Annotated in this window: 12 protein-coding genes and 1 pseudogene; 10 read left to right on the top strand and 3 right to left on the bottom strand. The window is 48.3% G+C overall.

From position 1 onward, the window contains the following. The 6 genes from QJ036_RS14315 to QJ036_RS03485 all read left to right on the top strand — a co-directional run bounded on the left by QJ036_RS14315 (position 1) and on the right by QJ036_RS03485 (position 3,576). Positions 1-258, top strand: a complete 258-nt coding sequence (locus QJ036_RS14315; protein ID WP_416388539.1) for a DUF1919 domain-containing protein — start codon at positions 1-3, stop codon at positions 256-258. After that, positions 146-622 carry a DUF1919 domain-containing protein gene (locus QJ036_RS03505; protein WP_283230053.1) on the top strand — a complete coding sequence of 159 codons (477 nt, stop codon included), beginning with the start codon at positions 146-148 and terminating at the stop codon, positions 620-622. Before QJ036_RS14315 ends, QJ036_RS03505 begins: the two co-directional genes overlap by 113 nt. Positions 623-793: 171 nt before the next feature. Further along, positions 794-1,681 (top strand): metallophosphoesterase, encoded by an 888-nt coding sequence (locus QJ036_RS03500; RefSeq protein WP_283230052.1) that lies wholly within the window; start codon positions 794-796, stop codon positions 1,679-1,681. A gap of 8 nt (positions 1,682-1,689) precedes the next feature. After that, complete coding sequence (locus QJ036_RS03495) at positions 1,690-2,937, top strand: nucleotidyltransferase domain-containing protein (protein WP_283230051.1); 1,248 nt, start codon at positions 1,690-1,692, stop codon at positions 2,935-2,937. Positions 2,938-3,092: 155 nt separating this feature from the next. After that, positions 3,093-3,377 (top strand): PqqD family protein, encoded by a 285-nt coding sequence (locus QJ036_RS03490; protein WP_283230050.1) that lies wholly within the window; start codon positions 3,093-3,095, stop codon positions 3,375-3,377. Next, positions 3,367-3,576, top strand: coding sequence for a hypothetical protein (locus tag QJ036_RS03485; protein ID WP_283230049.1), 210 nt, complete (start codon positions 3,367-3,369; stop codon positions 3,574-3,576). Before QJ036_RS03490 ends, QJ036_RS03485 begins: the two co-directional genes overlap by 11 nt. A gap of 92 nt (positions 3,577-3,668) precedes the next feature. Here QJ036_RS03485 and QJ036_RS03480 read toward each other — a convergent pair. Both QJ036_RS03480 and QJ036_RS14380 read right to left on the bottom strand, forming a co-directional pair. Continuing rightward, positions 3,669-4,229: pseudogene (locus tag QJ036_RS03480) on the bottom strand (ATP-binding protein); the annotation flags it as partial. Then, positions 4,223-4,807, bottom strand: a complete 585-nt coding sequence (locus tag QJ036_RS14380) for a Mu transposase domain-containing protein (RefSeq protein WP_465221479.1) — start codon at positions 4,805-4,807, stop codon at positions 4,223-4,225. The pseudogene QJ036_RS03480 and the gene QJ036_RS14380, both read right to left, overlap by 7 nt. Positions 4,808-5,557: 750 nt before the next feature. Here QJ036_RS14380 and QJ036_RS03470 point away from each other — a divergent pair. From QJ036_RS03470 to QJ036_RS03460, 3 genes are all read left to right on the top strand, one after another. Then, complete coding sequence (locus QJ036_RS03470; protein ID WP_283230048.1) at positions 5,558-6,709, top strand: radical SAM protein; 1,152 nt, start codon at positions 5,558-5,560, stop codon at positions 6,707-6,709. Between the two features lie 4 nt (positions 6,710-6,713). Further along, the gene (locus QJ036_RS03465) at positions 6,714-7,658 is read left to right on the top strand and encodes a hypothetical protein (protein WP_283230047.1); all 945 of its coding nucleotides are present in this window, start codon (positions 6,714-6,716) and stop codon (positions 7,656-7,658) included. Positions 7,659-8,082: 424 nt separating this feature from the next. After that, positions 8,083-10,728, top strand: coding sequence for a valine--tRNA ligase (locus QJ036_RS03460; RefSeq protein WP_283230046.1), 2,646 nt, complete (start codon positions 8,083-8,085; stop codon positions 10,726-10,728). Positions 10,729-10,736: 8 nt separating this feature from the next. Here QJ036_RS03460 and QJ036_RS03455 read toward each other — a convergent pair whose 3' ends face one another. Then, on the bottom strand, positions 10,737-11,621 hold the full coding sequence (locus QJ036_RS03455) for a LysR family transcriptional regulator (protein ID WP_283230045.1): 885 nt from the start codon (positions 11,619-11,621) through the stop codon (positions 10,737-10,739). A 112-nt stretch (positions 11,622-11,733) separates the two neighbouring features. Here QJ036_RS03455 and QJ036_RS03450 point away from each other — a divergent pair, with 112 nt between their 5' ends. Next, positions 11,734-13,080: an MATE family efflux transporter gene (locus QJ036_RS03450; protein ID WP_283230044.1), complete on the top strand. Its 1,347-nt coding sequence runs from the start codon at positions 11,734-11,736 to the stop codon at positions 13,078-13,080. Positions 13,081-13,156: the final 76 nt, after the last annotated feature.

The raw sequence follows: 13,156 nt of genomic DNA, 5'->3' as shown, positions 1-13,156 counted from the left end.
ATGGGACGTTTTCTCGATAAAATTCAAGCTGTTTTATCTATGTTGGTGAATAACTTTTATGAGTCACTGATGCGGCACAGATTGAAAAACCATAATTTTTCGATTGTTTGTTCGAATTGTGCAGGGGGAGTAATATCCCACCGACTTGGAAAAAAAATTTCTTTCACCTACGGTGAACCTGTGGCTTCATCAACGAGATTTCCTGAAGCTGTCTGCAAATCTGCGAAGGTATCTTTCATATCAGTTGGAATTTATTGATTCTGAGTATGATTATCCGGTGGCACGGTTGAACGATATTACTATTTATTTCAATCATTCAAAATCCGCTGAAGAAGCTGCAGCTGATTGGAACCGCAGGAAAACACGTATCAACTATGATAACTTATTTCTGCTTATGTATGATCGTGAAAATTTAACGATTGATGAGCTACGACAAATCGAGAGGATTCCATGTCGAGGTAAGGTGGTTTTTTCCAGTCGATCCCGCAGTGCATTGCCTTATGTGGTAACGATGAAAACAACAGATAACCCGCAAGGAGAACAATGTATGGATAAAGACTGGTTTGGAATGCGGACATTTGAAAAGCAATTTGATTATGTTAAATGGATTAATGGAGAATAAATGGAAGGAATGTACATTTTGAGTGAGAAAACGTCAGAAAGTTAAGAGTATCGGAATAATGTAAGTGAAATTGGAGGCACATAGTATGGGAGAAGGATTTCTTCGATTTTATCGGGAAAAACTTAAAAGAGAATATAAAATCGCTTTTGTTTTAAAAACGGAGGAACATGATTGAAATCAAAAATTGGTCGAAGGTTCAATATTCTCCTTATATTTTTCTTGATTATTGTCATATTGGTCGGTACAAGTTTCTATCAGTCGAAACATTCTTTGACTTGTACCTCATACAGTATATTGATAGATGAAATCAAGAAATCAATTAGGATAGTACAGATTACAGATTTGCATAACAGTATGTTCGGAGAGAAAAATCATGATTTGGTTGATTTGGTGTCTGCCCAATCTCCTGATTTGATCCTCATTACTGGAGATTTGTTGAATTCTGATGACGATCGGGTGGACATTGCATGTGATTTGATTTCCGGCCTTTGTACCATAGCACCTGTTTATGTTTCTCTGGGCAATCATGAAGTGGAATATCAGGAAAAATTTGGCGTTGATATTGCCGGGATGTACGAAGAAGCCGGGGCGGCTGTTCTGGAAAAAGAATATGTGGATATTTCCATTAACGGGCAGCAGCTTCGCATTGGCGGCATTTATGGGTATTGTCTGCCGGCCGAATATCTGTCAACCGGTGAGGCAGCTCCGGAGGAGTGCCGATTCCTTACAGAATTTCAGAATACGGAGCGATATACGATTCTGATGTGTCATATGCCGGCTTGCTGGATTGTGAATGATGGCATCAGCGAGTGGGATGTAGATTGTGTTTTTGCGGGGCATGCCCATGGCGGGCAGATCAGGATCCCTTTTATAGGCGGTCTTTGGGCGCCGGATCAGGGGTGGTTTCCCGGAAAAGAATGTGGGCTTTATTTTTCGGACGATGAGAGTAAAGTTATGGTATTATCAAGAGGTCTGGGCAGTACAGAAACAGTTCCCCGATTGAATAATATCCCGGAAGTTGTGATTGTAGATTTTATGCCGAAGGAGAGCGGCAGATAAGGATAGGTATGGAACAGATACAGGTATTATTTTTGGATGCATTGAAAGCGGCGCTTAAAAATGAAAAGGTGACATGGGAGAATGGGATGGAACCGGGGGAGTGGATGGCTCTGTTCAATCTGGCGGAAGCGCACCATGTTCTGCCGATGATTTATGAAGCGGTATATGATTGCCCTGCCGCACAGAACATTGCTCCGCAGTTTTTTTCTCCCTACAAAAGAAGAACAGTTCAGGCGGTCACGCTGCAGACCATCAAAACCAGTGAGTTTCTGAAACTTATGCGGAAATTACGGGAGGCTGGGATCAAGCCGCTGGTTGTGAAGGGAATTATCTGCCGGAATTTGTATCATCAGCCGGATCACAGGATGTCCAGTGATGAAGACATTCTGATTCTGCCTGAGCAGTTCCCCGTCTGCCATAGGATTATGGCGGAGGATGGGATGTATCTGTTGGAACCGAAGCAGGATATATATAATGCATATGAGGTGCCCTACAGAAAGAAAAACAGTCCTTTATATATAGAGCTCCATAAAAGCCTGTTTCCGCCGGAATCGGATGCGTATGGGGAATTCAACCAATTCTTTGAAGGAGCATTTGACCGGGCGGTGGAGGAGAATATCCAAAATGATAATGTTTGGACCATGGGATATACAGATCACCTGTTTTATTTGATATGCCATGCTTTCAAACATTTTCTCCACAGCGGTTTCGGCATCCGGCAGGTATGCGATATCATTCTGTTTGCAAATCGGTATGGCAGTGAAATTGATTGGAAACTGGTCCGGAGACAGTGTCGGGAGATTCATGCGGAGCTGTTTACTGCGGCATTATTCCGGATTGGCCAGAAGTATCTGACGTTCGATCCGGAGGAAGCATGCTGTCCGGAAGAATGGAGAAGCATACAGGTGGATGAAACTCTTATGCTGGAAGATCTGCTGTACGGAGGAATATACGGCGGAGCGGAGATGAGCAGAAAACACAGCAGCAGTATGACGTTGAATGCTGTGGCAGCAAATAAACAGGGAAAGAAAAAGGGGATCCCGGTTTTGAAAACGCTTTTTCCTTCTGCAAGGAATTTGGAGCAAAATTATCCATATCTGAAAAAATATCCCTATCTGCTTCCGGCAGCATGGATAAAGCGGATTTTGAGATACGGAAAAGAACTGGGAGAGGTTTCTGACAACAGTGCTTCAGAAGCTGTCCGGATCGGGAATCAGAGGATTAAACTGTTGAAGGAATATGGAATTATAAAATAAGCAGTTTGGATATAAAAACCGGAAATTCCTGCAGCTTCATCGTTTGGATTTCGACTTGATCAGCGCTTTTATTTACATGAATCGCTCTTGTATTTTATTTTGAGATGGGATATAATGAACTAAAGTGTATTTTTTAAAAAAGGAATTGGAACAGTATGAAAATAGACAGGGAATTTGTCCTTCGGGAAATTGCAGGGGATTATGTGATCATTCCCACCGGGAAGACGGTGCTGGAATTCAACGGACTGATCACAGTCAATGAAGTAGGTGTTTCTCTCTGGAATATGCTCCAGAATGAGATCACATTTGATGAATTGGTTCAGGGAATTCTGGATGAATATGATGTGGAAGAAAGTGTTGCCAGGGAAGACATTCAGGAATTTCTGGACAAGCTCGTTGATGGGGGAATTCTTACAAAGGATGGAAACGATGCAAAATAAGAGTCAGTATGGCCCTTTGATGGAAAATCAGTACTATATAGATAAAACAGCAGCGTTGGAGAAGGGAATCATTGTATTCCCTTCTATTTATATTGAAGGAGCAGCAGCTTCAGGGAAGACTACGGCGGTAAGGATGCTCCTCAAGCATCATCCGGAAGCGCCAAATATTCCTGTGGATTTTCTAATATGTTTATTGTAAAATAAAAATACCGAAAGTTGCAAAACATTCGTAAAAAGATCTCAGGAACGGTGCTGCGCCTGAGTGGTAGCCACCAAGTATGAGCATCCTGTTTATTCTGGTGAAAATGTACCCTTGTTCCGGAGGAACGGATACCGCTGTTCCGGAGGAACGATGTTGATTTTGTAGGCATCATGCTTGATACGGTCGAGAATGGCCTCGGAAAGTGGGCTGTCGTCACCGCCAAGCTGGTCATACCATCCGTTCGAGTCATACTGGGAACGGAAGATCGTAGATGAATTCCGACGTCTTCGGTGCAATAATTCCAGAATGTCGTGTTGCTCGGATTCTGTTGGCTTCAATAAAAGCCATTCATCTATGATGAGCAGAACAGGATTCGCATATTTCGCCTGTACCTTTTTATAAGAGCCATCACTCCGTGCCATCTCCAATTCAAGGAGAAGACCCGGGAGACGGATGTATCTGGTCTTGAAACGCTGTTTGCATGCTTCCATACCAAATGCGCAAGCCAGATGGGTTTTTCTACTGCCAGTGGCTCCTGTAATAAAAATGTTTCGGTGCTCTGTGATGTATTCACAAGTGGCCAGCCGTTCAATCAATGTCCGGTTGAGTTTGCGTCCGGAGGTGCTTTGAATGGTCATAATCCTTACCTCCGATAGTAATCAGCGCCTCTGGTAAGCACATGGCTGCTCTGTGTAGATGCGGTCTTTATAGCAGGTGCCCGTTGCCCGTCAAGCGGCGTTCTGTCATTGCCAGTATCAAGGATATTTTTAATACTTTTGTAACTGGGCGTGGCAGTGAAGGTAAGAACCTTTTCACAAGCAGCTTCCAGTCGGTCGACCGAATACTTGTCAGCGAGCTTTAATAAGCCCATGCAGCTCCTGTAAGACTGCTGCTCCACACGTTTGGAGTTCAGGATGCCATCGACAACCTGGTATGTACTGGTTCCGATCCGTTCTCCCCACTTGCGGAAACGGTCACCATTCCACTCCAGATACTGCTGATGGGAAACCGGCATATGCTCGGTAATCGTACTGTACTGCCCCTTACGACCATAGAGTCGGCGATGGGAAGCAATACGGTTATTATTATAAAAAATTTCTATGGTTGTACTGGTAAGCCTCACATCAACCTTGCGTTTTATGCATTCATGCGGAACTGAGTATAGCATTCCGGCACAGGATATGTGATAATTGAACTGGACGATGGCTGAAGATTTCCAGCTTTTCATGAATGGCATGGTTAACTCGCTGATGGAAAAGAACTGTTCATTGCGCAGGGCGGCGGTGATCCATGTAGAAATGGTACCAATGCCGCCAAAGTATTCATACATGTGGACATGTGCTGTAATCCAGGATGGTTGTTTTTCATCGACAAACGCTTCCACGTAGGGATACTGGCTGTAAGTCATAACCCCAACGAAGAGATAAGCGTTGATGATCTCTCCGGTATCCGGGTCAATGATGTGTGCCGGATCCCCAGCCCAGCCAACCTCCACCTGTTCTCCGGGTTTCCGGTTGATGTGCATGGTAGCACGCCGCTTCTGCTCATCCTGTTGGATGTAGTAGCAGAACTGGGAGTACATGAGGGGCTCATCACCGGCGAGGCGGCATTCCTCGAGGTATTCTGTCCACAGGAGCTACTTATCCGGTATCGTGTACGCTGGAACAGCGGTATCTGGCGACCGGATTGACGGTTCAAAATCGGCCGGAATACTCACTTTTTCCATGCTTGTTATTCTTCGGCAGGCGAAAGAAAACAAGATTCGCAGGCTGTCCCCGGCTGAAGCTATCCGCTGTTTATATCCGGAAACTCTGATCCATCGCTGGAGCAGAAATGATGTAGAGAAAAGTATCAGCCTGCTTTCGATGCTGGCAACTGAGATCCCTGTATTTCGGCTGGAGTGTCGGCCTGATGTTGAATCGGTTCAGGTATTGAAACAGGCGTTGTTGAATTTGTATCAAGGAGGAGTCTGATTCTGATGTTAATGATCCCCGTAGAACCTCCGATTACGGAGTATTTCCATAAAAAAGCCGCCAGGCTTCATATTCCCTTAAACGGGACTTTTGAGCTGACGCCGCTTTGTAATATGGACTGCAAAATGTGTTATATCCACATCGACAGGGAAAAACAGGAAGCGATCCGTCCCTTGCGGACTGCGGCTGAATGGATCTCTCTGGCGGAGGAAGCCAAAAAACACGGTATGCTCTATCTTTTGCTGACAGGAGGAGAACCATTTCTCCGGGCGGATTTTAAGGAAATCCTGGCAGCGCTCCACAAGATGGGCTTTATTATTTCCATCAATTCCAACGGAACCCTGATTGACGAATCTGTGATCCGGTGGCTGAAGGAGACGCCGCCGGTCCGGATCAATATGACCCTTTATGGTGCATCAGACGAAACCTATGGCCGGCTCTGCGGAAATCCGAAAGGGTTTACCCAGGCTGTGAGAGCCATTCATCTTTTGAAGGAAGCCGGCATCAGTGTCAAGATCAACTGCAGTATCACGCCTTATAATGTGGGGGATCTGGAGGGCATCTTTGACTTTTGCCGGAAGGAAGGCCTGATCATTCAGGCAACCAGCTATATGTTCCCTCCGATGCGGCGCGATCCCGGAAAGATTGGTTGGAATAATCGTTTCAGTCCGGAAGAGGCAGCTTATTATTCGGCTAAGGTTGAGTTGCTGTTAAATGGAAAACAGGAATTTCTGCGCCGTTTAAAAGAGAAGGAACTGGACGGTCTTTTGGCTGATCCGGGCGAGGACTGTCCGATTATCGACGAGGAAGGTGAGGGGATTCGCTGTCGTGCCGGAAAATGCAGCTTCTGGGTAACCTGGGACGGAAAGCTCATGCCCTGCGGCATGCTGCCGCCGAGAGAGGATGCAGATGTATTCAGTCTTGGCTTTGAGGAAGCCTGGAAAAGGGCGTCTGAGCTGGCTGCGTCGATCCGGCTGCCGGCCCGCTGTAAAGGCTGTAGTTTGAAAAATCAGTGTAAGGCCTGTGCCGCCATGGTGTATACAGAGAGCGGAAATTATCACCAGGTACCGGAGTACCGGTGCAGAATGGCCCATGAATATCCGGCAGCCTGCAAACACCTGGAAGCAGAGCTGTCAGACAGCAGGAAAGAAGGCTAGAAAGATGGGAAAAAGGATAACAAAGAAAAATAAAAAAAACCGCAATCTGTCAATGATCGCAGCTGTTTCCGTGCTGATCATCATTGCAATTGTTCTTATTGTTCTTGTTGCAAAAATAATTTCTGCAAAAAGAGAAAATAATCGGGATAAAACAGAGACAGTGGTTGAAGAGACAAAGAATTCTACGATCGGGGAAACGGAAGAAAAAACGGAAGAAAAAACGGAAGGTGTAACCGGTCAGGATTCAGCTTCTTCATCCGGAGAAACGGAAAATTGGTCGGGCAATGGCGGTGCAGCGGCAAATCCGATACAGAATTCAGGCTCTTTGGGAAATCTGACCGGTGGAAGTGAGTCTTCCGGACAGAGTGTTTCCGGTTCTGTATCCTTTCCCTGTCAGCTGGATTCCGGTCTGACGGTGACAAAGATCGCAGGCTATGACGGTGTGTTTATTGAAGATGGCTCCGATACCGATATTTCCGGTGTAGCTGCCATGGCTGTCACCAATAATGGATCCTCCAATGTGGAATATGCCGAGATCACTGCTGTGCAGGGGGACAGAAGCCTGCTATTCAAAGTGTCTGCTCTTCCCGCCGGTGCCACTGTTGTGGCGATGGAAGCAAATAAGGCATCTTTTGAGGAGGGAGATTATTCTTCCATCACGGCAGAAGTGGCCGGCCTGGATAAATTTGAGCTGTCTGAGGATCAGATCCGGATCAAAGATAACGGTGACAATACCTTGACAGTGACAAACATTTCCGGTCAGGATATTCCCTGTGTCCGTCTGTTTTACAAGTATTGTATGGAAGACGATATTTATGTGGGCGGAATTGCATATATGGCTAAATTGACAGATCTGCAGCCGGATCAGTCAAAGACAGTGAGTCCGTCTCACTTTGTCAGTGGGTCCAGTGAAGTGCTGATGGTGCGTACATACGATTCTGCAGAATAGTGCTGTCAGAACAGAATTCAGCTGTTAAACTCCCGCGGAAACTCAGGAATCAAATCTCCCTCTTTACAAATTTCGCGGGATATAGTATAATCTGGGCAGATTTGAAAACGCTACAGGCTATGATGAAGAGGAGTACACCGACGGCGCATGCAGAGAGGACGGTTCACCGGCTGCGAGGCTGTCCATGAGAGCATCGGTGGAAGGTAGCTTCTGAGCCGGGCCGCTGAAACGGATGCCTTCGGGGCAGGAGTAGGAGGTCTCGGTCAGCCCCCGTTACAGGGCTTTTGAGGACTGCGGCAGCACCGCTTAGGCGGACAGCCACAGTTGAAAAAAGGTGGTACCGCGACGATTCGCCCTTTTCTGTCGATGACAGAAAAGGGCATTTTTATTGCAGCGGATTCAGTTAGGAAAAGGAGAATTGATCATGAGCAGGGAATTGGAAAAGACCTACAATCCTCAGGATATTGAGGAGCGTTTGTATCAGAAGTGGCTGGATAAGAAGTATTTCCACGCCGAGGTGGACCGGGACAGGAAACCCTTTACCATTGTAATGCCGCCGCCCAACATCACGGGACAGCTGCATATGGGACATGCCCTGGACAACACCATGCAGGACATTCTGATCCGTTATAAGAGAATGCAGGGGTATTCTGCCCTGTGGCAGCCCGGCACCGACCATGCGGCCATCGCTACTGAGGTGAAGGTCATCGACAAGCTGAGAAGCGAGGGCATCAACAAGGAGGATCTGACCCGTGAGGAATTCCTCAAGTATGCCTGGGAGTGGAAGGAAGAGTACGGCGGAAGGATCGTAAAGCAGTTAAAGAAGCTGGGTTCCTCCGCAGACTGGGACAGAGAGCGGTTTACCATGGATGAGGGCTGCTCCGATGCCGTGCTCGAGGTGTTCATCCGTCTTTATGAAAAAGGATATATTTACAAGGGCTCCAGGATCATCAACTGGTGTCCGGAGTGCAAGACCTCCATTTCCGATGCCGAGGTCGTTCATGAGGAGCAGGCGGGTCATTTCTGGCATATCAATTACCCGGTAAAGGGTGAGCCCGGACGATTTGTGGAGATCGCCACCACCAGACCGGAAACCATGCTGGGTGATACGGCTGTGGCTGTTCATCCCGATGACGAGCGGTATCAGGATCTGGTTGGAAAGATGCTGATCCTTCCCATTGTGAACAGAGAGATCCCCGTTGTGGCGGACGAGTACGTGGATAAGGAATTCGGAACCGGCTGCGTAAAGATCACTCCTGCTCATGACCCCAATGACTTCGAGGTGGGTAAGCGCCATAATCTGGAAGAGATCAACATCTTAAACGATGATGCAACCATCAACGCCAATGGCGGAAAATATGAAGGAATGGACCGCTACGAGGCAAGAAAGGCCATCGTGAAGGAACTGGATGATATGGGTCTTCTGGTTAAGATTGAAGACCATTCCCATAATGTAGGAACCCATGACCGCTGCAAGACGACCATTGAGCCCATGGTGAAGCAGCAGTGGTTTGTAAAGATGGACGAGATGGCAAAGCCTGCCATTGAGGCGCTGAAATCCGGCCGGCTGAAATTTGTGCCGGAGAGCTTCGGAAAGACATATCTCCACTGGCTGGAGAATATCCGTGACTGGTGTATTTCCAGACAGCTCTGGTGGGGCCATCGGATTCCGGCTTATTACTGCCAGGAGTGCGGAGAGATGGTAGTGGCCAGGGAAATGCCGGAAAAATGCCCCAAGTGCGGCTGGACCCATATGGTACAGGATGAGGACACTCTGGACACCTGGTTCAGCTCAGCCCTCTGGCCCTTCTCGACCCTGGGCTGGCCGGAAAAGACGCCGGAGATGGATTACTTCTATCCCACCGATGTGCTGGTGACCGGCTATGATATCATCTTCTTCTGGGTTATCCGTATGGTATTTTCCGGCCTGGAGCAGACCGGCAAAGAGCCCTTCCATACGGTTCTGATCCACGGCCTTGTGCGGGATTCCCAGGGGCGGAAGATGAGCAAATCCCTGGGGAACGGCATCGATCCCCTCGAAGTGGTGGATAAGTACGGCGCCGATGCCCTTCGTATGACCCTCATCACCGGAAATGCACCCGGAAACGACATGCGCTTCTACTGGGAGCGGGTGGAGGCCAGCAGAAACTTTGCCAATAAAGTATGGAACGCTTCCCGTTTCATTATGATGAATATTGAAAAGGCTCCCGTTCATCAGGTGAGCCTGGAGGAACTGACCGGGGCCGATAAGTGGATCCTTTCCAAGGTCAACACCCTGGCAAAGGATGTGACTGAGAATCTGGACAAGTACGAGCTGGGCATTGCCCTTCAGAAGGTCTATGATTTCATCTGGGAAGAATTCTGCGACTGGTACATTGAGATGGTGAAGCCCCGTCTGTACAACGATGCAGACGAGACGAAGGCAGCGGCTCTCTGGACGCTGAAAACCGTTCTGATCCAGTCCTTAAAGCTTTTGCATCCGTATATGCCTTTCATTACCGAGGAGATCTTCTGCAATCTGCAGGATGAGGAAGAGTCCATTATGATCTCCAGGTGGCCCGAATATAAGGAAGAGTGGAGCTTTGCCGAGGATGAGACGGCTGTGGAGACCATCAAGGAGGCAGTCAGAAGCATCCGCAATGTCCGCACTTCCATGAACGTGCCGCCCAGCAAGAAGGCCAAGGTATTCGTGGTGTCTGAGGATGCCGCTGTCCGGGAGATCTTTGAGAACGGCCGCGTATTCTTTGCTACGCTGGCTTCTGCAAGTGAGGTCCTTGTACAGGCCGATAAGAGCGGCATTTCCGAGGACGCCGTTTCTGCCGTTACTGCCCGCGCAGTGATCTATATGCCCTTTGCCGAGCTGGTGGATATTGACAAGGAAATTGACCGGCTGGAAAAGGAAGAGGCAAAACTTGAGAAGGAGCTGGCCCGTTCCAGAGGAATGCTGGGCAATGAGAAATTCGTCAGCCGGGCTCCGGAGGCCAAGATCCAGGAGGAAAAGGCCAAGCTGGAAAAATATGAGCAGATGATGGCTCAGGTGAAGGAACGTTTAAATCAACTGAAAAAATAAAGCTCCTGTCAGGGAACAAGGAGCTTCAGGAACTGTTTCCCGGCCAGGGAGACAGGATGGGAGCTGTCGCTCACCACACATACGTGGCGGGGCGGCAGCTCTTCTTTTATTGGAATCCGGAAAACGCTGCCTTCTGCCAGGGCGTTGGCAGCAAAGTCCTCCGGCACAAATCCGATGCCAAGGTTATGGGCAGCCATAGGGGTGACCAGATCCGTAGTGGCTGGTTCCACATCCGGTTCCAGCGTAAGGCCGCAGGCGAAAAACTGCTGCTCCAGGAAATATCTGGTGGCAGTGCCTTGAGCAAGGCAGATCAGAGGATAGTGGGAAAGCTCTGTAAGGCTCATAACCTTTCCGCGGAGGTTTTCAAAGCGGCTTCCCGCAATGACAATATCCCGGAAGGAAGAGAGCGGAGTCACAGAAAGACCGTCCCAATGTTCCAGAGGCGAGATGACGATGGCAAAGTCGATAGCGCCTTCCTTTAAAGCGGAAATCGTGTCCGGCGTGGTGCTGCTGGAAATTTTCAGTTTGAGGGAAGGATAAAGGGTCTTAAACTTTTCCAGGTAAGGAAGCAGAAAATTGTGGAGTGTCATTTCGCTGGCTCCGATACGGACGATTCCGGCATCAAAGGATTTACTGGCGGCCAGAGCTGCCTCAGCCTGCCAGAGCTCTCCGCAGGCCCTTTCCACGTGAGAAAAGAGAAGCTCAGCCTCCGGTGTCAGAGAAACTCCCTTTTTGGAACGGAGAAAGAGGGTACATGCAAGCTCCTCCTCCAGACTGTGGATGTAATGGCTGACTGTGGGCTGAGACAGGAACAGGGCCCTGGCCGCAGCCGTGATACTTTTATATTTGGCAACATAATAAAAAATCTTATAGTATTCGAAGCTGACAGACATGGGACACCTCATTGAAATTTTCTATGGATAATCATTAAAAATAAAATTTTTCAAATAGATTCAAAAGTAGTATAATTCCTGTCGGATGAAAATTCAACAGGAGGAAGCAGAAATGATAAAGGATTTGACGGAGGGAAAACCCTCCGCAGTGCTCTGGAAATTTTCCATTCCCATGTTTGTCAGTGTGATTTTCCAGCAGCTCTACAACATTGCTGACAGTGCCATCGCGGGGAAATTTGCCGGGGAATCGGCCCTGGCTGCTGTGGGAGCCTCTTATCCGATCACCATGATCTTTATGGCCATTGCCGTAGGAAGCAATATCGGCTGTTCTGTGATCATTTCCCAGCTTTTTGGCGGGAAACGGTATGAGGAGATGAAAACAGCAGTGTCCACCAGCCTTATCGCTTCGGCTCTGCTGTCTGTGGTACTGACCGTGTTTGGTATTTTCGGAAGCGGGCTTTTGATGGAGATGATCAATACGCCGTCGGATGTGTTTGACGACGGAGCCCTTTATCTGCGGATCTATATCGGCGGATTTCTTTTCCTTTTTCTCTACAATATATGTACGGGTATTTTTAATTCCCTCGGGGATTCCAAAACACCCCTGTATTTTCTGATCGGCTCTTCGCTGAGCAACATTTTTCTCGACTACTGGTTTGTGGCCGGCTTTCATATGGGAGTGGCCGGAGTGGCCTGGGCGACCTTTCTGGCCCAGGGTGCAGCCTGCATTCTGGCGTTTTTTACTCTGCTTTACCGGCTGAGGCAGGTGAAGACAAAGGAGAAACCGCCGCTCTTTTCGGGGAAAATGCTGAAGCGCATCAGTGCCATTGCCATCCCCAGCATATTGCAGCAGAGCTTTATCTCCATCGGAAATATTTTCATTCAGTGGCGGGTAAACAGCTTTGGCTCTTCTGTGATCGCTGGCTATTCGGCGGCGATCAAGCTGAATACCTTTACCATTACGTCCTTTACGACTCTGGCCAATGGCCTTTCCAGCTTTACAGCCCAGAATATGGGCGGGAGAAAGCCGGAGAGGGTTTCGGAAGGCTTCCAGGCAGGCCTGAAACTGGCGTTCCTGGTGGCAATGCCCTTTGCAGCAGCCTTTTTCTTCTTTGGCGGCCCGCTTATTTCGTTGTTCCTGCCGTCTGACGCTGCCGGAGGCACGGCCCTTTCCACCGGCACGATGTTTCTGCGCATCGTTTCTCCCTTCTATTTTGTGGTCTCGGTGAAGCTGATGGCTGACGGAGTGCTGCGGGGAGCCGGTGCCATGAAGTGTTTCATGATCACCACCTTTACGGATCTGATCCTCCGGGTGATCCTGGCCTTTCTCCTGTCCGTACCCTTTGCATCCACGGGGATCTGGCTGTCCTGGCCGGTGGGCTGGAGCATTGCCACGGTTCTTTCAGTCCTGTTTTACAAGACCGGGAAATGGAAGCCGGAAAGGACGGAGGAACGATAAAACGCTTGCAACTTTCGAAATCTGTATTATAATCGGTAGGGAACGGAACGTTTAATACCAATACAGATAAGGATGC

It is taken from the genome of Fusibacillus kribbianus, from assembly GCF_030053595.1.
In the GTDB taxonomy this organism is placed as follows: domain Bacteria; phylum Bacillota; class Clostridia; order Lachnospirales; family Lachnospiraceae; genus Lientehia; species Lientehia kribbiana.
Note: the sequence above shows the minus strand (reverse complement) of the source record. Positions and strands in the feature narration are given on the sequence as shown.